This window comes from Streptomyces sp. NPDC107471, assembly GCF_055582845.1.
The window spans coordinates 325,960-346,551 of record NZ_JBVJPC010000006.1; the positions used below are offsets into that span (position 1 = coordinate 325,960).

Genomic DNA, 20,592 nt, shown 5'->3' on the forward strand with positions numbered 1-20,592 from the left:
GTCGTGCTGCTCGCCGTCAACTTAGCCAACTTGTGAGACTCACGTGAAGATTGAAGTGTGAAAAGCGTGAGATGTAACTGTGACCTTCGTCGCGTACGGGCAGCCGCCCCGGTGGCGGTCAGCTCCGGCCCCGCTGCGCACGCCACGCCTCGTAGTGGTCGAGGACCGTCTCCTCGATCGGCCGGTAGGTGACGCCCAGTTCGCGCACGCTGCGGCTGTTGTCCACCCGGAACCGGATGCCGAGGTGCTTGCGGATGTAGTCCTGGGTGAGCCCGAAGGCCGGGCCCAGGACGCGCACGGGCCAGTGGGGGAGCGCGGTGCGCGGGATGCGCGGGTCGCGGGGGTAGCGGGTGCGGATGACGCGGGACATCTCGTGGAACGACGTCATCGTCTCGGCGGCCAGGATGTAACGGCCCTTCGCGTCGGGCTGCTCCGCCGCCGCGATGTGCGCGTCGGCCACGTCACGGACGTCGACCGTGGTGAAGCTGAAGTCCGGGGCGCCGTAGAAGAAGTAGCCCTTGAAGAGCTCCTCCAGGAGGAAGAGGCTGCCGGACTCGGAGGCGGGCGTGAGCGAAGGGCCGAGGATCAGGCCGGGGTTGAGGGACACCATGCGCCAGCGGTCCTGCGCGGCCTCCGCGTCCCAGGCCGCCCGCTCGGCGACGGTCTTGGCGTAGTGGTACGGGTTGTTCTCCACCGTGCTGCTGGTGTTGAAGTACTTCTCCGACAGGACCTGCCCGTCCATCTCCCGTACGTCGGAGTAGTCGCCGAAGATCGCACCGACCGTGGAGGTGAGCACCAGTCGTTCCACGGACGGCGTCCGCTCGATGCCGGCCAGGACGTTGCGGGTGCCGGTCAGGGCCGGGTCGACCATGTCCCGAAGGCCGTCCTTGATCCTCTCGGGCATGAAGAAGGGCGAGGCGACATGGAAGACCACGCGGCAGCCCGCCATGGCCTCGTCGAAGGAGCCCTCCTTGAGCAGGTCCGCCTCGAACAGCGCGAGCCTGTCGGGGAACTCGCCCTGCATGTCCCGCAGCGGGCGCACCTTCGCCGGGTTCGCGAGACTGCGCACGGTGGCGTGCACCGCGTACCCGCGCTCCAGCAGCCGTCGCACCAGATGGCTGCCGACGAACCCGCTGCCACCGGTCACCAGGACCTCGCCCGACTCCGCACCCATGCCGCCGCTCCTCCGCCCAGGGGGTGACATTGAAGCACCGCTCCGCGCTCAACTGCCGTCCCACGTCCGCGGTCTGGGTACGGATGGCATCCTTCGCGCGGGGGAGCTCCCGCCCCGGCACCGTACGGCTGTGGGACCCCGGCGTGGGCAACCGCGCCGCCGAGGTGTGCCCGGGAGTCGTCACCGGCGTTGTGCACGAGTTCGTCGGGGCACACTGCTGCCAAGCACGAGGCGTGGACGATCGGGGAGGCGCGGGTGTACGACCCAGACGAGAGCCCGGGTGCGGCGGCGGCGCGGCTGACCGGCCGGACGGTGACGGACGAGCGGCCGCTGTCCGGCGCGCTGGTCGAGGTGGACCTCGACGACGGCCGGACGGTGATGGTCAAACGCGCCGACGGCCTCGAGGAGGCCCGCGCCGAGGCGGCGGGCCTGGACTGGCTGGCAGAGGCCGGCACGGTCCGGGTGCCGACCGTGTACGGGCAGGACGGGCACCTGCTGGTGACCGACCTGGTCCCGCGTGGGCGGCCGAGCCGGGAGGCGGCGCTCGATCTGGGCCGGGCGCTGGCCGGGCTGCACCTCGCGGGGGCGCCCGCGTTCGGCTCGGCACCGCCCGGCGGGCCCCGGGAGGCGTACATCGGACGTGCGCCGATGCGGAACGTCGAGGGCGCAAAGTGGCCGGCGTGGTACGCCGAGCACCGGGTGCTGCCGTATCTGCGGAGCGCGGTGGACGACGGCACGATCACGCTCCCCGAGGCCGAGGTGATCGAGCGGCTCTGCGCCGAACTGCCCCGTCTCGCGGGCCCCGCCGAGCCCCCGGCCCGGCTGCACGGCGACCTGTGGAACGGCAACGTGCTGTGGGGCGCCGACGGTCACGCCTGGCTCATCGACCCGGCCGCGCACGGCGGCCACCGCGAGACCGACCTCGCCATGCTCCACCTCTTCGGCTGCCCCCACCTGGACGAGGTGCTGCACGGCTACCGGAGCGCGGCCCCGCTCGCCGACGGCTGGGCCGACCGGATCGGCCTGCACCAGATGTTCCCGCTGCTGGTGCACGCGGTGCTGTTCGGACGGAGCTACGCGGAAAAGGCGCTCAGCACGGCGAAGGCGGCCCTGGAACGGTGAGATCAGCGGTCGGGGGCCGCCTGTGGCCTGACGTCGCCGGCGAGGAGGGCGAAGGGACTGGGGCTTGGAGTAAGCCGGTCTGCAACCGGTGAGAAGGAAGCCCCTTCATGGCCTCGTACGTCGACGTCGGGGGCGAGGAAAGCGGAAGGACTGGAGATCCGAGCCCCATGGGGGCTCATCTAAGAGGAGAAGGAAGCCCTTCCATGGCCTCGCCACGACGAACGCTAGCAGTCACTCGGGGATCAGGTCGCGCAGGTTTTCCGGGGTGATGACCACCGAGTCCGGGTGCAGCCCCTCGGGACGCTCCAGGCCGATGTACGTCACGGGCCCCTCCGGCACCGAACCGGGGTCCCAGGCCGCCACGTCCGTACCGCCGTTCGCCATCAGCGCGGTCAGGTACCCGACCGTGAGCTGCTCGCGCTCGACGACGGCCCGCAACAGCGTGGCCACCGACACCTGGTTGCCCTCGACGCGGTTGTACTCCGGATGCCCCTTCAGGTACAGGTGCAGCCACTTGGCCTGCCAACTCCCGTCCTGCGCACGGCGGAACGCGAGCGGCAGCGCCACCCGGCCGGGCCCGCGCAGCTCCGACTTCATCCGCACGGTCCGCGCCTCGAAGGGCCGCCCCCGCTGCTCGCCCTCCCGCAGCATGAACCCGAAGAACGACTCCTCGGCCTCCTCGAACCCCTCCCCGGAGTAGATGTTGACCTGCGGCACGATGTACGTGCCCCGCACCGCCCCGAGCCGCAGGTCGATGAACTCCGAGGCGCCGTCGGGGGCGTTGGTGATGTCACCCGAGTGCTCGCCCTCCACCTCGCGGAGATTGGTGTACGACAGCCACGACACCGTCCCGTAGTCCGCGTCCAGCAGCAGCGCCGACAGGTCGTAGTCGGTGACCCGCTGCGCCTGCTTCCAGTACACGAAGAACCGCAGCAGCTCCCCGTCCACCGGCGAGAGTGACCCGCGGGGCAGCACACCGAGCCCGCCCGAGGTCGCCCGACCGCTGAGCGGAAGCGCCACGTCGAGGACGTCGGGCCCGACCAACAGCCGCTCCGGGCGCGGGAGTCGACGAGCGATCTCCGCGTCCAGCACGGCGCTCAGACGTCCGGTGTCCGTCTCCGGTACGGCCGTACGCGTGTCGTCGGCGACGTGCGCGCGGCCGAGACGGTTGACGAACACCCGCTTGCGGCCCGACTCCGCGGCCCGGTTCTGCAGGTGCTCGCGCACCGACAGCACGACCCGCCCGGAGACCTCCGGGGCGACCTCCTCGACGGCGGCCAGCACGGCGTCCCGCTCCTCCCGCGTACGCGCGGCGCGCAGCAGCCGGTCCAGCGCACGGAAGAGCTTGCCCGGTGCGGACCTGAGGAGTTCCACCGCCCCGGTGACGTCGTCCGCGCCGAACAGCGCCTCCACGCGGGCGTCGAAGGTGTACGCCTTCTTCTCGCCCCGGGCGACGGCGAACACCTCGGCGGCCCGCGGCCACTGCGGGTACTCGTGCGGGTGCAGCCGCTCGCCGAGCCGCTTGAAGGCCTCACCGTGCGTGAGCACGTCGGCGAGCTTGGCCGGGGCCGCCGCCACGACCGCGTCGAGCCCCGCGAGCAGCGCCCGGCGGACCGGTCGCGACAGTGCCCGGAACCGGGTCGGCTCCTGGAGGGACAAATCGCCGCCGGACACCGCGCAGGCCAGCCGCAGGACATCGGTCACGGTGTCCAGGAGCAGACCCGAACCCGCCTTCAGACGGGCCTCGTTGACGACGGCGCGGTTCTCCCGCACCGGGATCGTCTCCGGCTGGGGGCCGTCCGCGCAGTGCTCGGCGAGCACCCTGAGATCGGCCAGGTGCTCGTCGCCGAGCGGTGTGGTGCTGCCGGCCAGCGCCAGGTACAGGGCGGTGAGTTCGTCCTCCAGGGGGCCGCCCAGGTGGAGGACGGTCAGCCGGTCGCCGACCGCGGCCGTCAGTTCGTCGTGCGCGGCGAGCATCTCGTCGTAGGTGTGCCGGTAGGTGCCGTACGACGGCAGCGTCAGCAGGTTGACCACGCCGTCGCGGAGCTGGGCGAGGACGCCGGAGCGGGCCTTGCCGTCCTCCAGGGCCTCGCGGACGCAGCGCATCCAGAAGTCGAGGGTGTCCGGGACGTTCGCCGGGAAGTCCTTGAAGTAGACGTTGTGCCGCACATGGTCGCCGGCCATCTCACGGACGGCGGCGAGGGTGGGCACGGCGGTGTCGACGACCGTGCTCCCGGACAGTCCCGACAGTGTCCTCAGCGCGTCGGCCGACAGCTTGAAGCCGACGGACATCAGCGCGGCGTCGAACTGCCGCGCCGCGACGTCGCCCTCACCGGCGGGGCCCGCGGGGGCGGGCAGCCGGAGGGCATGCCGAACGACCAGGGATTCGAGACGGTGGACCATGCCGGAATGGTCGCAGAGGTGTTCGACCCGGCGCACGGGAGTTTCCGGGGCCTCCCGCCGCCCCGGGAGTCAGGACTCCTGGCCCTGCTTCTTCTCCTTGACGCGCGCCGCCTCCTTGCGGACCTCCGCCTGCGTGGCGCGCTCCTTCTCCAGCCACTCGGGCTTCTCCTCCCGCAGCTCCTCGATCTGCTCGCTGGTGAGCGGCTCGGTGACCCCGCCGCGCGCGAGACCGGCGATCGAGACACCCAGCCGGGCGGCGACGACCGGGCGGGGGTGCGGGCCGTTGCGTCGCAGGTCCTGCAACCACTGCGGCGGGTTCGCCTGGAGTTCGTTGAACTCGGCGCGCGAGACGACACCCTGCTGGAACTCGGCGGGGGTGGCAGGGAGGTACACACCCAGCTTCTTCGCCGCGGTGGCGGGCTTCATCGTCTGGGTGTTCTGGTGCGACGTCATGGAGTCCAGGGTATCGGCCGCGCACGAGACCTCCGACCACAGTGGGTAACCTTGCCGCGTGACAGACTCGCCAGCATCCCCCTCCTTCCGGCTCGCGTACGTCCCCGGGGTGACGCCCGCCAAGTGGGTGCGGATCTGGAACGAGCGCCTGCCGGACATCCCCCTGGAGCTCCTCCAGGTGACCGCCGCCGAGGCCTTCGACGTGTTGCGCGACGGGACCGCGGACGCGGGGTTCGTGCGCCTCCCGGTCGACCGTACGGTGTTCAGCGCGATCCCCCTCTACACCGAGACCACCGTCGTCGTGGTCCCCAAGGACCATGTGGTGACCGCGGCCGAGGAGGTCACCCTGGAGGACCTTGCCGACGAGGTCGTCCTGCACCCCCTCGACGACGTCATCGGCTGGGAGCAGCCGCCCGGTGAACCGGCCTTCGAGCGCCCGGCCACCACGGCGGACGCCATCGAGCTCGTGGCGGCGAACATCGGCGTCCTGGTCGTGCCCCAGTCCCTGGCCCGCCTCCACCACCGCCGCGACCTGACCTACCGCCCGCTCGTCGACGCCCCGCAGTCCGACATCGCGCTGTCCTGGCGCGAGGACGCGACGACGGACATGGTCGAGGACTTCATCGGCATCGTCCGGGGCCGCACCCCCAACAGCTCCCGGGGTCGCACCCAGCCGGAGCCCGAGCGCAAGCAGCGCCCCGACAAGGGCGCCGGCCGCAAGCCCGCGGGCACCGGCAAGAGCACGGCACGCGGCACTTCGGGCACGGCCAAGGGTGCTCGCGGGGGGTCCGGGCGGGCAGGTGGGGCCGGTGGCTCCAGGGCCGCGGGCGCCCGGCGGGGCAAGCCCAAGCGCAGGGGGTAGCCCGCACGGCGGCTTCGCCTCAGTCGCCGGTGCCGCTTCGCCTCAGTCGCCGACGCCGCCGGAGCCCTCGGACCTGTCGGTGTTGTCGGAGGTGTCGGAGTCCTCGGGGCTGTCGACGAACACGCCGTCGGCCCCGAAGGCGATCCCCGCGAACCGTTCCCCCATCAGCCGGTGCGTCCTCGCGTCCGGGTGGAGGTCGTCCGGGAGGGGCAGTTCCGCCCAGTCGTCCTGCCCGTACAGTTCGCGGCCGTCGAGGTAGTGCAGGTGGGGGTCGTCGGCGGCGCGCTGTTTCACGATCCGGGCCAGTTCCTCGCGGATGACCTGGAGGGTCAGCTTCCCGCTCGCGCGCTCCGCCGGGTCGCCCATGGTCCTGAAGCGCAGCCGGCCCTCGCCGAGGTCGCTGACGTCCGGGAAGCAGGGGCCCGGGGTGTCCTCGTGGATCGGGCACAGGATGGGGGAGACGACCAGCAGGGGTGTGTCCGGGTGGCCCTCGCGGACCGTGTCGAGGAAGCCGTGGACGGCGGGACCGAAGGCGCGCAGCCGCATCAGGTCGTGGTTGACGACGTTGATGCCGATCTTGAGGCTGATGACGTCGGCCGGGGTGTCCCGGACGGCCCGCGCGGTGAACGGGTCGAGCAGCGCGCTCCCCGCGAGGCCCAGGTTGATCAGCTCCACGCCACCCAGTCCCGCGGCGACCGCGGGCCAGATGCCCGTGGGGCTAGCCGCGTCGGACCCGTGGCTGATGGAGCTGCCGTGGTGCAGCCACACCCTGCGCTCCCCGCGCGGCGCGGGTTCGACGGGCGCGTCGGTGCGCAGGGCGATCAGCTCGGTGGTCTCGTTGTGCGGCAGCCAGATCTCCACGTCCTTGAGGTCGCCGGACAGTCCGTCGAACCGGACGGTGCCGGGCTCTCCCGGCCGGACCTCGGACGTCCCCTCGGTCATGTCGACCGTGATGACGTTGCCGCCGCGCACACTGCCCTGTCCGGCCGGGCGCCCGTCGACGACCAGGTCGTACAGGCCGTGCGGGCGCGGCGGCGCACCGACGTAGGCCCGCTTGGTCGGCAGCGTGTCCAGCTCCAGCACGGTGGCCCGGGTGCGCAGGACCAGCCGTACGCCGGACGGCTGGGACTCGGCCATGGCGAGCTGGTCGTCGGTGTTCTGGGCGCGGGCCCGGGCGGGCAGCCGGTGCGGCAGGACCCCGTGCTCGGTGCGCTCCACGTCGAGGGCGCCGCGCAGCATCTCGGCCGTGACGGGGGTGGTGATCCAGTCGTGCATGTTCCTCAGCCTGTCGGTCAGCGGGTGGGCCAGTTGCGCAACAGCGAGTCGAGGGCGTCCAGGATCCGTTTCCAGGACTCCTCGGAGTCGGGGGAGCTGTGGCTGAACCCGCCTGCCCCCTCCAGGCTCGCGTAGCCGTGGAAGGTGCTGCCCAGCAGTCGTACGGCGTGGGTCTGGTCGGGTTCGGGCAGGTCGTAGCCGCGCAGGATGGCGCGCATCATCTGTGCCTGCCGGACGCCCGCGCTGGCGGCCGCGGTCTCGGGGTCGAGCCTCGTCCGGGCGGCCGCGGCCCGGCCGGGGTGGGCGTGGGCGTAGTCGCGGTAGACGTTCGCGAAGGCGGTCAGGGCGTCCTTGCCGGCCCGTCCGGCCACCGCGTCGGCGGAGAGGTCGGCGAGCTCCTCCAGGGCGAACAGGGCGATCCGGGTCTTGAGGTCCTGGGAGTTCCTCACGTGCGAGTACAGGCTCGCGACCTTGACGTCGAAGCGGCGGGCGAGCTCCGAGACGGTCACCTGGTCGAAGCCCACCTCGTCGGCCAGCTCCGCGCCCGCCCGCACCAGTCGCTCCGTGGACAGCCCTGCCCGTGCCATAACGATCCTCTCGTTCGCTGGTATCGATTATGCATTTGCCTAAACGATTTAGGCAAACTAGCTTGGGCTTATGGAACCGATGACCGAGCGAGAGATCCGTGCCGCCTTCGTGAACTGCACCAAGGGCGAGGCGAAGCGACTGTCGGTGCCGCGTGACCTGGCCGATCGGCCGTGGGAGGACCTGGACTACCTCGGCTGGCGCGACCCGCAGGCCCCGGACCGGGCCTACCTGGTGACCGTCCTGGACGGCCGCCCGACCGCGCTCGCGCTGCGCGGCTCGGCCGCCGGCTCCTGGCAGACCCGGCGCAGCATGTGCTCGATGTGCCTGACCACCCACTCCGGCGGCGTCAGCCTGATGGTCGCTCCCAGAGCGGGCAAGGCGGGTCAGCAGGGCAACTCGGTGGGCGCGTACATGTGCGACGACCTGGCCTGTTCGCTGTACGTCCGCGGCAGGAAGGACGCGGGCGCCGGTGCGCGGCTGCACGAGACGCTCACCGTCGACGAGAAGATCCACCGGACGGTGACGAACCTGGCCGCCTTCGTCAAGAAGGTGACGAGCACCGCGTGAGGCACCCGCGTCCGGGGGAGCCGGGTCAGGGGACGTAGGTCGCCCGCTGGGCCGTGTCCGCGACCGTCCACTCGTGCGCCTGAGTGCGCGGCCCTCCAGGAGCCCATCGTCGATCGCCCCGGGCGACGAACGCGTCTTTGCCGGCGAACGGCGCCCCCGCCCACATCGCGTCCAGCAGTGAAGTGCCGTCGGACTTAACCGGGTTGGCCACCGCGCAGCACGACCCCGCCGAGAACGACCGGGGCATCGAGCGCCGGAAGTGGGCGTGGGACGGGTCCTCGGTCGCTCGTGCACGGGGGCGAACTCGCTGCTGTGCAGGGCGAAGTGGAGGGGCCTCACGCTCACCGGGGGCAGCGTCGGCAGCAGGTCGCCGGACAGGGCCGCGCATGAGGGGCGGGTTGGGGTCAACGGGTCGGGAGCGACTGGTGCTGGTCAGGTGTCCCGGGCGTCGGAGTGTCGGGGGCGGGGGCCCTTGCCGGTCTTTCCGTGGGCGGTCGGAGTGGCGTCGCCCCGTCAACCCGCGCTCCGGAGCAGCCAGTCCCAGGCCGTCCGGGCCGTGAACTCCTCCTGGCCTCCCCGTAGGAGCAGGTCGGCTCGGGCGAACTCGGGGGCGTCGGCCTGGGCCGCGAGGTACGGGACGGCGATGCAGCGCATCCCGGCCGCGTGCGCGGCGGCGGCGCCGGGAGCCGCGTCCTCCAGGACCACGCAGTCGGCAGGGGCGACACCGAGTCGGCGCGCCGCCTCCAGGAAGACGTCCGGCGCGGGCTTGCCGCGGGCGACCTCGTCGGCCGAGACGCTCGTCCGTAGATACGTGTCGAGGCCCGTCCCGGCCAGGATCGCTTCGACGGCCGCGGGCGAGGACCCGGAGGCGACAGCCATCGGGACGCTCTCACCGGCGAGCAGCTCCACGAACTTCCGCATCTCGGGGTACGCACGCGTGTGGGTGCGGGCCAGCTCCAGATAGCGCCGGTTCTTCGCCGCGAGCAGCTCGGGCACGGACGCCCGCAACCCGTACAGGGACTTCCACCGCGTCACCGTCTCCCGGGTGCTGATCCCGACGTACCGCTCGTGGTCGCTCCAGGTGAAGTCCGGGACGCCGTGCTCGGCGAGGATCTGCCGCCCCGCCTCGAAGTAGTTCGGCTCGCTGTCCACGAGAGTTCCGTCGAGATCGAAGACGACCGCTGTACCGCTGAGCCTGCTCATGGCCTCCAGGATGGCAAAGATCAACTCCGGGCGGCGCGACCGAGCGACTCCACCAGCGGCAGCAGCCGGTGCGGGACCCGCTCCCGCAGCGCCACCTCGGTCCGGGTGCGCACCACTCCCGGCATGCTGATCACCGTCTGGATGACGTCCTCCAGATGTGCGTTGTCCCGCGCCACGACCCGCGCCAGCAGATCCCCGCCGCCCGCGGTCGAGAACGCCTCCACGATCTCCGGTACGGCCGCCAGCGCGTCCCCCACGTCGTCGAGCCGACCCTGGGTCACCTCGATGTGCACGAACGCCAGCACCGGATGCCCGAGCGCGGCGGGGGACAGGGAGGGGCCCGTGCCGGTGATCACCCCGTCCCGCTCCAGGCGGTCCAGTCGCGCCTGCAAGGTGCCCCGGGCGACCCCGAGGATCCGCGCGTACTCCCGCACGCTCGTCCGCGGCTGCTCCAGCAGCAGTCGCAGGATGCGGGTGTCGAGTGCGTCCACGGCCATGGCGTACGGCCTCCTCGTGCCTGGTCCTTTGGCCTGCCGACGGCCGCTTCAGAACCGCTTTCGCTGTACCAATGGCTCAGCTTATCCGACTTCGCTTGAGCCGACAGCGGCGAAGATGCTGCAATGAGCACGTCGATGGCGCTGCGGACCCCCGCGGCGCCTTTTCCATGCCGGTGTCCGAGGGAAGCAGGGGGCGGTACGTGCTGAAGAGGGTGTTCATGGCGCCGGACCCGGGCCGGGTACGGCTGCGCTTCGCCGCGCGGGCGGTGCTCGGGATCGGGCTCGCCGTCGTGGTGTGCGGCCTCGCGGGCCACTCGCTCGCCGGAGCCGTCACCGGCGGGCTCGCCGCGCTGCTCGCCCTGTTCACCGTCACGGACGCCACCGTGCGGGGACAGGCGGTCACCACCGCGCTGCTGCCCGCCGTGGGCATCCCCGTCCTCACCGCCGCGGCCGAGCTCCACGACCATCCCGTCGCCCGCGACCTCACCTTCCTCGCCGTGGTCGGCGCGGGCGTGTACGCCCGGCGCTGGGGCCCGCGCGGACACAGCCTCGGCGTCTTCGCGTTCATGACCTTCTTCGTGGCGCAGTTCCTGCACGCGACCACCGACCGGCTGCCCGAACTGCACGCCGCCGTGCTGCTGTCCGTCCTCACCGCGGCGGCGGTCCGCTTCGGCCTGTGGTGCTACGAGCGCAGGCTGCCCCCGGCCCCCGTGCCCGCCCCGCCCGCCGGTACCGGCCTCGCCCGCGTGACCACCCGCCAGGCGGTGCAGGCCATGACGGGTGCGGGCTTCGCCCTGGTCGTCGGCCAGCTCGTGTCCGGCCAGCGCTGGTACTGGGCCGTCGGCGCCACCTGGTGGATCTTCGTGAACACCGCCTCGCGCGGCGAGACCCTGGTGCGCGGCTTCCGGCGCGTTCTCGGCACGGTGATCGGCATCGGTCTCGGCCTGCTCGTCGCGCTGCCGCTGCACGGCGCACCGGCGCCCACCGCCGTCCTCGTCGCGGTCTGCGTCTTCGGCATCTTCTACACGGCCGCCGTGTCGTACACGTGGATGATGCTCTGGGTCACCCTGCTCGCCGGACTCCTCTACGGCCTCCTCGGCGTCCTGGAACCCGGCCTGCTGGCGTTGCGGTTCGCGGAGACCGGCATCGGCGCGGTCGGCGCCGTCCTGGCGGTGCTGTTCGTGCTGCCGATCACCACCCACAGCGTCACCGACGCCTGGATCCAGCGCGCCCTGCGCTGCGTCCACGCCTGCACCGCCGAGGCAGCCGCCCGCCTCGCGGGCGTACCGGACGCGGACCCGGCCGGCCGCGTCGCGGAACTGGAGCACCTGCTCGGCCGGGTCCGCCTCTCGGTCGCCCCGCTGGTCCATCCCCTCAACCCCGTGCCGGCCCGCAAGCGCCGCGCCCGCCGGGTCCTCGCCCTCCTCGACGACTGCGCCCGGGAGATCCGGGGCCTGGTCGCCGTCGCTGCCGACCCCGAGGCCTCCCACGACAGCCGTCTGACCACCGCGTGCCGCCGCGTGGAGACCCTCGTGGAGGCACTCACCGACGGCAGGGACCTCCCCGCGGCGGACCGTCCCCTCGCCGAGGAGCCCGCACTGGCCCATCTGCACGGACTGGCCCATCTGCACGGACTGGAACGGGCGCTCGCGGAGCTGGCGGCGCCCCTGCGGACCCCGAGCGGCTCGCCGCTGGTGGGGGCCTGAACCGACACGGCCATGTCCGTGACGGCCCCGTGAATTTACCGCGGTTGGTCTAGACCGGTCGTGATCGACTGCTACCGTCGCCCCGACGGCACGGACCGAGAGGGGACGACTGTGGCAGACGGCGGCGGACGGCGACGGGCCTACATCGGGTCGTTCACGGCGGCGGGAGGCCCCGGCATCGTGACGGCCGCGGTGACCCCGGCCACCGGCGCGCTGAAGGTGCTGAGCGGCCTGAACGGCGTACCCGATCCGTCGTACCTGGCCCTGTCGGCCGACCGGGACGTGCTGTACGCGGTCAGCGAGACGGCCGAGGGCGCGGTCGCCGCGTACCGGGTGACCGGCGACCGGCCCGAGCCGGCCGGCCCGCCGGTGGCGGTGGACGGGAACGGCCCCACGCACCTCGCCGTGCACGACGGACACGTCCTGACCGCCAACTACGGCTCCGGCAGCGTCACCACCCTGCCCCTGCGCGCCGACGGCTCCCTCGCGGGCGCCCCCTCCGCCGTGCTCCGGCACACCGGTTCGGGCCCGCACACACCCCGCCAGCAGGGCCCGCACGCCCACCAGGTGCAGCCCGACCCGAGCGGGCGGTGGATCGTCAGCGTCGACCTCGGCACGGACTCCGTGCGGGTGTGCACCCTGACGGACGGGGCGCTCGACGTGCACCGCGAGATCGCCCTGCGCCCCGGCTCCGGTCCGCGCCACCTGGCCTTCCACCCCGACGGCACCCGCGCCTACGTCCTCAACGAACTCACCCCGACCCTCACCGTGTGCCGCTGGGACGCCGAGGAAGGCTCCCTGAAGCCCCTGAGCGAGGTCCCGGTGCTCGCGGGCGCCCCTTCGGGCGACGCGTACCCGTCAGGTGTCGTCACGTCCCCCGACGGCCGGTTCGTGTGGACCGCCACCCGCGGCGAGGACGTGCTGTCCACGTTCGCCGTCGAGGGCGACGACCTGCGCCTGGTCGGCACGGTCATCTGCGGCGGCCACTGGCCCCGCGCCCTCGCCGAGTCCGACGGATTCCTGTACGTGGCGAACGAGCGCTCCGGCGAGGTGACCTGGTTCGCCGTGGACCAGGCGACCGGCCTGCCCAGGTACGAGGGCTCGATCGAGGTACCGGCCGCCTCCTGCGTGATCTTCGACTGAGCCGCGGACCGCACGCCGAAGGGCCCGCTCCGAAGGATGGAGCGGGCCCTTTCGGTGATGCGCGGTCGCGGCGTGCGCTCAGCGCACCGGCGCGCCCTGTACCTGCTGCGGGGCGATGCCCAGCGCGGTCGTGTACTTGGCGAGGACGAGCTTGCCGATCGCCGGGTAGGGGCCGAGCGGCTCGGCCGCGGCGCAACCGGCCTCCTTGGCGGCCTCCTCGATCACGGCGGGGTCGATCTCCGGCCCTATCAGGTACGGCGCGAGCGCGAGCTGCTGCGAACCGGAGGACCGCAGTTGCTCGGCGATGGACGCGATCGAACCGTCCTGGTCGAGCGCCGCAGCCATGACGGGCACGGCCAGCCGCGCGGCGAGCAGCATGCCGGTGATACCGGCCGCCTGCACCGCCTCCTCGCCGCCCACCGCGCCGAGGATGATGCCGTCGGCTGCGGTCGTCACGGCGAACAGGCGCGCGCGGTCGGCGCGGGCCAGACCGGCCTCCGACAGCCGTACGTGCAGCGCCTCGGCGAGCAGCGGGTGCGGGCCCAGCACATCGGTGAGGTCGGCCGCGATCCGGCTGTCCATCACCGCCTGGCGGATCCGGCGCAGCAGCGAACTGTCCGGCCCGGCGAGCAGCGGCACCACGACGGCGACGGGGCCGTCGGGCTCCTTGACGTCCATTCCGGCGGCCTTGGCCTGCTCGTACCGCGCGGTGCGCTCGTCGGCGGTGTGGGCCAGCACGGCCTGCAGCGTGGGGAACTCCGAGTCGTCCCCGTCCAGGTAGCCGATCCGCGCGTCGAGGCCGGGCAGCTCGGAGCGGGCGATGCTCACGACCTCCTCGGCGAGGCCGCGCGTGGCGGCACCGGGCGTACCGGGCACCGCGAGGACGAGCGCGGGCGCGCCCTCGGGAGCCGCCAGCGGCTCGGGTCGGCGGTGCCGCCCGGGCTGGCGAGGTCGCGGCATTCGTACTGGCAGGCCGGACGCGGGCCCAGTGGGGGAGCTCATGGCGACGCATGTTACTGGCTTCCTGGGCTTCCCTGTTCGGGGAGGGTGCAGGTGAGCGGTATCCGTCCGGTTTTGTCTGATGAGTTACGTCCGCTTCAGCCCCTCTTTGGGGTCACGACGTACAACATCGCCGCATCGGGCGGCAGGGTGAGCGAACTACGCGCCAGTTCTGTGGCGATCTGTACGGATCCCTCCAACGGCCCGCCCGCGGCCGGGACCAGCCGCGCGCCCGGCAGCCGTCGCTCCAGTTCCTCCTCCAGCGGTACGAGGAGGGCGGCACCCATCCTGAACAAGCCACCGGTGAGACCGACCTGCGCCTCGCCCTCCGCGGGGCAGACCGCGGCCGCGGAGTCGGCCATGTGCCGGGCCGCGTCGCGCAGGATTCCCCGGGCCACCGGGTCGCTCCCGGCGCAGGCCGCCACCTGGGGCGCGAAGGACGCGAGGACGGCCGCCCGGTCCGTGCGCGGATAGAGCCGGCCGGGCAGCTCCCGGACCGGTCCGAACGACTCCTCGGCCCGGGCCAGCAGCGCCGCCGAACCCCCGGACCGTCCGTCATGGGCACGCAGGGCGGCCTCCAGACCGGCCCGCCCGATCCACGCCCCGCCCCCGCAGTCGCCCAGCAGATGACCCCACCCGTCCGCCCGGCGCCAGGTCCTGAGGTCGGTGCCGATCGCGATGAGACCGGTGCCGGCGGCGACGACAGCGCCCGCGCGAGGTCCGAGAGCTCCGGCGTACGCGGTCACGGCGTCCGCGACCAGCGCGACGGTCCGCACCCCGAACTCCCGCTCCAGCGCACCGGGAAGCTCCGCCCGCAGGGCGTCGCCCAGGGTCGCGAGACCGGCCGCCCCCACGACGGCGGTACCGAGTCCGCTCACCCCGGATTCGGGCAGCAACGCCCGCACCAGGGGAACCAGTTGCTCCATCAGATGCCCCGGATCGATACCGCGCGCCCCGGTCCGGACCGGAACCCGCGTCTCCCGTGCCGCGCTGATGTCCCCGTCGGGAGTGCCGACGACCACCCGCAGGCCGGAACCACCGGAGTCGACGGCGAGGAACCCGTCCCCGGCCGCTGAAGGCACCAGGCCCCCTCCTTCCCGACCACCGGCGGCACGCTCGGTCCGACCGGCTCGAAGATCTCGACGCGGAGGAAGGGTAGCGCCTGCGGGACGGCCCGCGCGGGGAGACTTCCCTGGGTATGCGGGGTGTCAGTGTGTGCCAGTAGAGTGACGCGCCGTGGCACCACGACCCTTGTACGAACTTGTCGAAGCGGGCTGGGCGAAGGCTCTCGAACCCGTGGCCGAACGCATCGCGCACATGGGGGACTTCCTCCGGGCCGAGATAGCGGCGGGCCGGACCTACCTCCCGGCCGGGGCGAACGTCCTCAGGGCCTTCCAGCAGCCCTTCGACGACGTCCGCGTCCTGATCGTCGGTCAGGACCCCTATCCCACGCCGGGCATGGCGATCGGGCTGAGCTTCGCGGTGGCGCCCGAGGTGCGCTCACTGCCCGGCAGCCTGGAGAACATCTTCCGGGAGATGCACTCCGACCTCGGACTGCCCAGACCGTCGAACGGCGATCTGACGCCGTGGACCGAGCAGGGCGTGCTCCTGCTCAACAGGGCGCTGACGACCGCCCCGCGCAAGCCCGGCGCGCATCGCGGGCAGGGCTGGGAGGAGGTCACCGAGCAGGCCATCCGGGCGCTGGCGGCGCGCGGGAAGCCGCTGGTGTCGATCCTGTGGGGGCGTGACGCCCGCAACCTCCGCCCCCTCCTCGGCGAGCTCCCGGCGATCGAGTCGGCCCATCCCTCGCCCATGTCGGCGGACCGCGGCTTCTTCGGCTCGCGTCCGTTCAGCCGGGCCAACGACCTGCTGGTCGCCCAAGGGGGACAGCCGGTGAACTGGCAACTGCCGTAGCCCTTTGTCGACGCGGGTGACCGCGGACGTGGTGCGCGTGCGGCGCCGGACCCCCGAAGATCCTGGGGGCCCGGCGCCCGCGGAGCGGCGGGGCGTTGTTCGGTGTCGGTGTCGGTGTCGGTGGCCGTTGCTGTGGCCGTGGCGCCCCGCATCACCCCACCACGGCCGCCCGCACGCACAGCACGTCCGGCAGGTGCGAGGCCAACTGCCGCCAACTGTCGCCGTCGTCGGCCGAGGCGTACACCTCGCCGTTGCGGTTGCCGAAGTAGACGCCGGCCGGGTCCGCGTCGTCCGTGCACATCGCGTCCCGCAGCACCGTGCCGTAGTGGTCCTCCTGCGGCAGGCCCGCCGTGAGCGGCTCCCAGCTCTTGCCGGCGTCCGCCGTGCGGAAGACACGGCACCGGTGACCGGCCGGGACACGGTCCGCGTCGGCGTTGATCGGGAAGACGTATACCGTCTCGCCGCGCCGGGGATGGGCGACCGCCGCGAAGCCGAAGGTGGACGGCAGTCCCTCGCCGATGTCCGTCCAGTGCGCCCCGGCGTCGTCGCTCCGGTACACACCCCAGTGGTTCTGCAGGTACAGCCGGTCGGGATCGGCCGCGTCCCGGGCGACCTTGTGCACGCACTGGCCGAACTCCGGGTTCGGGTCGGGCAGGAACACGGCGGAGACACCGGAGTTGGACGGCACCCAGCTCGCGCCGCCGTCCTGGGTGCGGAACACTCCCGCCGTGGAGACGGCCACGGTGACCGCGCGCGGGTCGCGCTGGTCCGTCAGGACGGTGTGCAGACCCTCGCCGCCACCGCCCGGCACCCATTTCGACCGGGTCGGATGCTCCCACAGGGGCCGGACCAGCTCGAAACTCTCCCCGCGGTCCTCCGAGCGGTACAGCGCGGCCGGTTCGGTGCCCGCGTACACCACGTCCGGCTCGGCCGCCGCCGGGTGGAGCTGCCAGACCCGCTCCAGGGAGGCGCCGGTGTCCTTAGGGAACTTCACGGCGGGCTGGGCCGGCTCCGTCCAGGTGCGGCCCAGGTCGTCGGAGTGGAACACCGACGGCCCCCAGTGCGCGCTGTCGCCGCCGGCCAGCAGGCGCGGGCGCTCGCCCCGGGTGTCGATCGCCACCGAGTACACGGCCTGCGCGTTGAAATACGGACTCTCGTCGAACTCCCAGGTGCCGCCTCGCTCGCGCCCGATGAACAGGCCCTTGCGCGTGCCCACGGCAAGCAGCTTCTCAGCCATACCGATCTCCTCCGTGACGTCTTTGTCCCAGACATCGGCCAGTCTGCACCCCGCCACTGACAGTCACCTCCGGAACAGGCTTCACCGCAGGTCAGGGCGGGGATGGTAACCGGCTGAGGCCCTTGACGGGCGGCTTTCGGCAAGATGCCCGCGGCGGTGGGCGGCCGCTGGGACCGTCGTGACGGAGAACTCGCCGCGAGTCGTGAGCATCGCGGAGTGATCCCCCGTATGGGAGGTCGGTCCGGCATGTTCGTGCGCCCGTCGCTCATGAGGAGGATGCCCTCGATGGCGTTCCGTGGTCCCAAGGTCTGGCTGTGGCGCTGGCGACGCAATCCGCTCCGACGCCGGGCCGACGCCGTCGAGGCGTGGGTCGTGCTCGGTGCGTGGCTGCTCACCGTGGCGGCCGGGGTGCTCGCCGGTCTGGGGGTCAGCCGGGCCGTGGAGCACCAGCTCGCGCTGGAGCGCGTCGAGTGGCGGCCCGTCGTGGCCCGCCTCGCCGACCGGGCGCCCGGCACGGCCGACCCGGGCACGTCGAGCGGCGACCGGGTGTGGGGCGAGGTGGCCTGGACCGGGGCGGACGGCTCCGCCCACACCGGGCAGGTGCGCGTCGATCCCGGCAGCACCCAGGGCACACCCGTCACCGTCTGGACCGACGACCGGGGGCGGCTGATGACCCAGCCCGCCACCGAGGGCCAGGCCCGGGTCCGCGCCGCGGCGATCGGCGTACTGGTCGGCGTGAGCACGGCGATGATCCCCTTCGTAGGGGGCCGGGTCCTGCGCGGCCGCATGGAACGCCACCGCCTCGACCAGTGGGCCACGGACTGGGCCTACTTCGGACCCCTGTGGGGCGGCCGGAGGGCTGACGGGAGGTAGGGGCGGGGCCCGCGGCCGCGGGGAGCGCGGTGGCGGTGTGGGGAGGCGAGGGCCACCTTGCTTCGGGCCGCTGTGGTGCGGTCGACGGGCCGACGGTAGGTAGCGGCGGCGAGCGGGGCTGCCGGGAGCGCACCCACGGGGGGTACGGAGGGGTGCCCCGATTCGGGCCGCTGTACGGCAGCCGACGACAGGCAGCACGGGCAGGCCCGGCCGCGGGGAGTGCGCCGACGGTGTGGGGAGGCGAGGGGCACCCCGCTTCGGGCCGCTGTGGTGCGGCCGATGGGCCGACGGGAGGTAGCGGCGGTGGGCTGGACCTCCGGGAGCGCGCCGACGGGGTGCGGGACCCGAGGGATACCTCGCGCTGTATCTCGCCGCCATCTCCACCGCCGCCGCACTCGCCCTCAGCGCGAGAGTCCTACGCCAAGCGCGGGGGCACCCCTTCCCCGCCCGTACCCAGTACCTCCCCGCAGGCCCGCAGCAAGCGTTCGTCGTCGTGCACGTCATGGCTGCCGTGTCCGCCCGACGCCGAGGCCAGGTGCCGGCGCCGAGACGCCAGTTCGGCACGGAGGAGGTCGTGGAGGGGCGCTCCGGCAGGCCCGAGGGCGGCGAGACAGGCGGTGATGGTTCGGCGCGTGTACGGGGCCTCCGTCCAGGCCGTCCGCAGGACCGGCGCGGCGGACTCCCCGTCCCCGGAGATCCGCCACACCGCACACGCGGCGGACACCCGCTCCCGCAGGTCCTGCGACGACACCATCCGCCGCAGCTCCGGCAGCGCCACACCGGCCTTCGGCCCGAGGCGCGCCAACGCCCCCGCGGCCACACGTCGCCGAGGCCGCCCGACCGCCAACTCGGCGGTCAGCACGGGCAGTACGGCCGTCGCGTCCCCCTCCACGGCCCACAGCGCCCTCGCGGCCACCGCCGCGCACTCGGACTCCAGCAGCTCCCGCAGCACGGGCACGACCAGGGAGGGCGCCGCGCTCCCGAAAACCTCCAGAGCACGAACGGCGGCCTCCACCACGGCGCCCCGCGACCGCAGCCCCACCGGCAGGCCCCGCAGCAGTCGCAACACCTCCGGTACGGCCTCCGCGTCACCCAGCGCGGTGAGCGCCGACAACAGCGGTACGGCCCGTTCGAAGGTCCTGGCGGAGTCCGGCGCGACCTCGCCCAGACGGCGCCGCAATGCGGGAGCGAGCGGGGCCGCCCCAGGGCCCAGGCAGGGGATCACCCGGCCCAGATCATCGGGTACGTCCGGACCGGCCAGCACCTGCGCCAGCACCGGTGTCGCCCGTGCATCCCCGCTCCTGGCCAGGGCCTTGAGCGGACCGCCCAGGGCCGGTGCCCCGCGCCCCCCACGCCGTACCCACAGGTCGGGCCGGGAGGTCACCAGGGCGGCCAGATCGTCGGCGGCGGGTGCGGCCAGGTCGTACAGCTCCTCCAGCACCGACACCGCCGCGTCGCGCAACCTGTCCTCGTCGGCGGCCAGTTGGGCGCCGACCAGGGCGACGGGCTCGGACCAGTCGCCGCGCCACTCGCGGAACAGCCCCGCCGACATCCACACGGCGTTGCACCGGTCGACGGCATCGGGACTGGTCAACTGCCCCCGCAGCAGAGCCGTACGGTCGTCGAGCCGGTCACCGAGACCGCGGTGCAGGGCCCTCAGCAACTGCGAGCCCTCCTCGTCCGAGGGCCGCAGCCGTCGTAACCGATGCGCGAGGGTGTCGGCGTGCGGGCATCCGGCCGTCTCGCGTCCCGTGGACCGCAGGGCGGACCGGGCTCTGAGCAGTCCGACGGCCACCGACACCAGATCGGGCGGAAGCCGGTCGGGGGCGCAGTCGGCGAGCTGGCCGAGGGCGGCGAGCCGCAGCCCGGCGCTGCGGGGCGCGGAACTCTGCGCGGTCAGCAACTCAAGCGCCCCGGACGCGTGTTCGGGATGCCGCCGCACGAAGAGGCCCAGGCTCTCGGTGAGAGCGAGCAGGACCCGGTCGTCCCGCTCCAGTGCACAGCGCTCCCGCAACAGGCCGAGCACGCGGACCGGTTCGTCCAGGAACCGTACGAGGGCACCGGAGGCCGCCCGGCGGACGGAGGGGTCGGCGTCCCCCGTCAGCTCGGCGAACACCTCGGCGCCGGCGCGCAACCCCGCTTGGGCCCGCGGACCGCTCTCCAAGCTGCCCTTCCGACTCCCGCTCTCCGCCCCGATGCTGACGAGCAGTTCGACGATGCCGGCGCGGTCCGCGACCTCCCCGCTCGCCACGAGCGCGAGCAGGAACGGAACACAGGCCAGGGCCGCGTCGTACCCGCCCCCCTGGTGGTGCACCGCGCCGTACATCCCGTCGAGGGCGGCCTCCCGCTCGGCCGGGTCCGCGGAGGCGAGCCCCCGCAGCAGTCCGGGCACGTCCGCCGCGCCGCCGTACGCATGCCGCAGCGAGGCCCAGTCGACCTCGTCGATCCCCGTGAACACGTTGTCCTCCCCAGGCGAAGTACCAACTGATCGGAGTCTGCACCACGGGACCGACAACGAAGCGCAATCACTGTGTGACGGTGAGCGATCCGGACAGGGAGGTGGTCCGGATCTCGCC

At 73.1% G+C, this 20,592-nt stretch carries 18 protein-coding genes; 7 read left to right on the plus strand and 11 right to left on the minus strand.

The window, feature by feature from the left end; translation table 11 throughout:
* Window positions 1-118 precede the first annotated feature (118 nt).
* On the minus strand, window positions 119-1,174 hold the full coding sequence (locus ACZ66S_RS22615; RefSeq protein WP_469903311.1) for an NAD-dependent epimerase/dehydratase family protein: 1,056 nt from the start codon (window positions 1,172-1,174) through the stop codon (window positions 119-121).
* 255 nt (window positions 1,175-1,429) lie between these two features.
* Between ACZ66S_RS22615 and ACZ66S_RS22620 the strand changes: the two genes are divergently transcribed.
* Window positions 1,430-2,296, plus strand: coding sequence for a fructosamine kinase family protein (locus ACZ66S_RS22620; protein WP_469903312.1), 867 nt, complete (start codon window positions 1,430-1,432; stop codon window positions 2,294-2,296).
* Between the two features lie 231 nt (window positions 2,297-2,527).
* Here the strand turns inward: ACZ66S_RS22620 and ACZ66S_RS22625 are convergent, their stop codons facing one another.
* Both ACZ66S_RS22625 and ACZ66S_RS22630 read right to left on the minus strand, forming a co-directional pair.
* The gene (locus tag ACZ66S_RS22625; RefSeq protein ID WP_469903313.1) at window positions 2,528-4,699 is read right to left on the minus strand and encodes a TerD family protein; all 2,172 of its coding nucleotides are present in this window, start codon (window positions 4,697-4,699) and stop codon (window positions 2,528-2,530) included.
* A gap of 69 nt (window positions 4,700-4,768) precedes the next feature.
* Window positions 4,769-5,152: a DUF5997 family protein gene (locus ACZ66S_RS22630; RefSeq protein ID WP_469903314.1), complete on the minus strand. Its 384-nt coding sequence runs from the start codon at window positions 5,150-5,152 to the stop codon at window positions 4,769-4,771.
* Window positions 5,153-5,210: 58 nt separating this feature from the next.
* Here ACZ66S_RS22630 and ACZ66S_RS22635 point away from each other — a divergent pair, with 58 nt between their 5' ends.
* A complete protein-coding gene (locus ACZ66S_RS22635; protein ID WP_469903315.1) occupies window positions 5,211-6,014 on the plus strand; it encodes a LysR substrate-binding domain-containing protein in 804 nt (267 codons plus the stop codon).
* Between the two features lie 42 nt (window positions 6,015-6,056).
* Here the strand turns inward: ACZ66S_RS22635 and ACZ66S_RS22640 are convergent, their stop codons facing one another.
* Both ACZ66S_RS22640 and ACZ66S_RS22645 read right to left on the minus strand, forming a co-directional pair.
* The gene (locus ACZ66S_RS22640; RefSeq protein ID WP_469903316.1) at window positions 6,057-7,289 is read right to left on the minus strand and encodes a GDSL-type esterase/lipase family protein; all 1,233 of its coding nucleotides are present in this window, start codon (window positions 7,287-7,289) and stop codon (window positions 6,057-6,059) included.
* A 17-nt stretch (window positions 7,290-7,306) separates the two neighbouring features.
* Window positions 7,307-7,876, minus strand: a complete 570-nt coding sequence (locus tag ACZ66S_RS22645) for a TetR/AcrR family transcriptional regulator (RefSeq protein ID WP_469903317.1) — start codon at window positions 7,874-7,876, stop codon at window positions 7,307-7,309.
* 70 nt (window positions 7,877-7,946) lie between these two features.
* Between ACZ66S_RS22645 and ACZ66S_RS22650 the strand changes: the two genes are divergently transcribed.
* The gene (locus ACZ66S_RS22650) at window positions 7,947-8,444 is read left to right on the plus strand and encodes an FBP domain-containing protein (protein ID WP_469903318.1); all 498 of its coding nucleotides are present in this window, start codon (window positions 7,947-7,949) and stop codon (window positions 8,442-8,444) included.
* Window positions 8,445-8,957: 513 nt separating this feature from the next.
* On the opposite strand, the gene ACZ66S_RS22655 is transcribed toward ACZ66S_RS22650, so the two are convergent.
* Both ACZ66S_RS22655 and ACZ66S_RS22660 read right to left on the minus strand, forming a co-directional pair.
* Window positions 8,958-9,647: an HAD family hydrolase gene (locus tag ACZ66S_RS22655; protein WP_469903319.1), complete on the minus strand. Its 690-nt coding sequence runs from the start codon at window positions 9,645-9,647 to the stop codon at window positions 8,958-8,960.
* A gap of 20 nt (window positions 9,648-9,667) precedes the next feature.
* Complete coding sequence (locus tag ACZ66S_RS22660; protein ID WP_469903320.1) at window positions 9,668-10,144, minus strand: Lrp/AsnC family transcriptional regulator; 477 nt, start codon at window positions 10,142-10,144, stop codon at window positions 9,668-9,670.
* A 200-nt stretch (window positions 10,145-10,344) separates the two neighbouring features.
* Between ACZ66S_RS22660 and ACZ66S_RS22665 the strand changes: the two genes are divergently transcribed.
* A complete protein-coding gene (locus ACZ66S_RS22665) occupies window positions 10,345-11,850 on the plus strand; it encodes an FUSC family protein (protein ID WP_469903321.1) in 1,506 nt (501 codons plus the stop codon).
* A gap of 111 nt (window positions 11,851-11,961) precedes the next feature.
* Window positions 11,962-12,993: a lactonase family protein gene (locus tag ACZ66S_RS22670; RefSeq protein WP_469903322.1), complete on the plus strand. Its 1,032-nt coding sequence runs from the start codon at window positions 11,962-11,964 to the stop codon at window positions 12,991-12,993.
* Window positions 12,994-13,071: 78 nt separating this feature from the next.
* On the opposite strand, the gene ACZ66S_RS22675 is transcribed toward ACZ66S_RS22670, so the two are convergent.
* Together ACZ66S_RS22675 and ACZ66S_RS22680 are read right to left on the minus strand one after the other, a co-directional pair.
* The gene (locus tag ACZ66S_RS22675; protein ID WP_469903323.1) at window positions 13,072-13,995 is read right to left on the minus strand and encodes a sirohydrochlorin chelatase; all 924 of its coding nucleotides are present in this window, start codon (window positions 13,993-13,995) and stop codon (window positions 13,072-13,074) included.
* 95 nt (window positions 13,996-14,090) lie between these two features.
* Window positions 14,091-15,074 (minus strand): N-acetylglucosamine kinase, encoded by a 984-nt coding sequence (locus tag ACZ66S_RS22680; RefSeq protein ID WP_469903324.1) that lies wholly within the window; start codon window positions 15,072-15,074, stop codon window positions 14,091-14,093.
* Between the two features lie 154 nt (window positions 15,075-15,228).
* Here ACZ66S_RS22680 and ACZ66S_RS22685 point away from each other — a divergent pair, with 154 nt between their 5' ends.
* A complete protein-coding gene (locus tag ACZ66S_RS22685; RefSeq protein WP_469903325.1) occupies window positions 15,229-15,906 on the plus strand; it encodes a uracil-DNA glycosylase in 678 nt (225 codons plus the stop codon).
* A 151-nt stretch (window positions 15,907-16,057) separates the two neighbouring features.
* On the opposite strand, the gene ACZ66S_RS22690 is transcribed toward ACZ66S_RS22685, so the two are convergent.
* Complete coding sequence (locus tag ACZ66S_RS22690; protein ID WP_469903326.1) at window positions 16,058-17,143, minus strand: WD40/YVTN/BNR-like repeat-containing protein; 1,086 nt, start codon at window positions 17,141-17,143, stop codon at window positions 16,058-16,060.
* A 285-nt stretch (window positions 17,144-17,428) separates the two neighbouring features.
* Between ACZ66S_RS22690 and ACZ66S_RS22695 the strand changes: the two genes are divergently transcribed.
* Window positions 17,429-18,016: an Rv1733c family protein gene (locus ACZ66S_RS22695; RefSeq protein ID WP_469903327.1), complete on the plus strand. Its 588-nt coding sequence runs from the start codon at window positions 17,429-17,431 to the stop codon at window positions 18,014-18,016.
* 415 nt (window positions 18,017-18,431) lie between these two features.
* On the opposite strand, the gene ACZ66S_RS22700 is transcribed toward ACZ66S_RS22695, so the two are convergent.
* Window positions 18,432-20,474 (minus strand): HEAT repeat domain-containing protein, encoded by a 2,043-nt coding sequence (locus tag ACZ66S_RS22700; RefSeq protein WP_469903328.1) that lies wholly within the window; start codon window positions 20,472-20,474, stop codon window positions 18,432-18,434.
* Window positions 20,475-20,592: the final 118 nt, after the last annotated feature.

Bases quoted from the DNA above. Each gene is read 5' to 3' on its own strand.
- ACZ66S_RS22615 (WP_469903311.1), bottom strand. From the start codon at position 1,174: ATGGGTGCGGAGTCGGGCGAGGTCCTGGTGACCGGTGGCAGCGGGTTC.
- ACZ66S_RS22625 (WP_469903313.1), bottom strand. From the start codon at position 4,699: ATGGTCCACCGTCTCGAATCCCTGGTCGTTCGGCATGCCCTCCGGCTG.
- ACZ66S_RS22630 (WP_469903314.1), bottom strand. From the start codon at position 5,152: ATGACGTCGCACCAGAACACCCAGACGATGAAGCCCGCCACCGCGGCG.
- ACZ66S_RS22640 (WP_469903316.1), bottom strand. From the start codon at position 7,289: ATGCACGACTGGATCACCACCCCCGTCACGGCCGAGATGCTGCGCGGC.
- ACZ66S_RS22645 (WP_469903317.1), bottom strand. From the start codon at position 7,876: ATGGCACGGGCAGGGCTGTCCACGGAGCGACTGGTGCGGGCGGGCGCG.
- ACZ66S_RS22650 (WP_469903318.1), top strand. From the start codon at position 7,947: ATGGAACCGATGACCGAGCGAGAGATCCGTGCCGCCTTCGTGAACTGC.
- ACZ66S_RS22655 (WP_469903319.1), bottom strand. From the start codon at position 9,647: ATGAGCAGGCTCAGCGGTACAGCGGTCGTCTTCGATCTCGACGGAACT.
- ACZ66S_RS22660 (WP_469903320.1), bottom strand. From the start codon at position 10,144: ATGGCCGTGGACGCACTCGACACCCGCATCCTGCGACTGCTGCTGGAG.
- ACZ66S_RS22675 (WP_469903323.1), bottom strand. From the start codon at position 13,995: ATGAGCTCCCCCACTGGGCCCGCGTCCGGCCTGCCAGTACGAATGCCG.
- ACZ66S_RS22690 (WP_469903326.1), bottom strand. From the start codon at position 17,143: ATGGCTGAGAAGCTGCTTGCCGTGGGCACGCGCAAGGGCCTGTTCATC.
- ACZ66S_RS22695 (WP_469903327.1), top strand. From the start codon at position 17,429: ATGGCGTTCCGTGGTCCCAAGGTCTGGCTGTGGCGCTGGCGACGCAAT.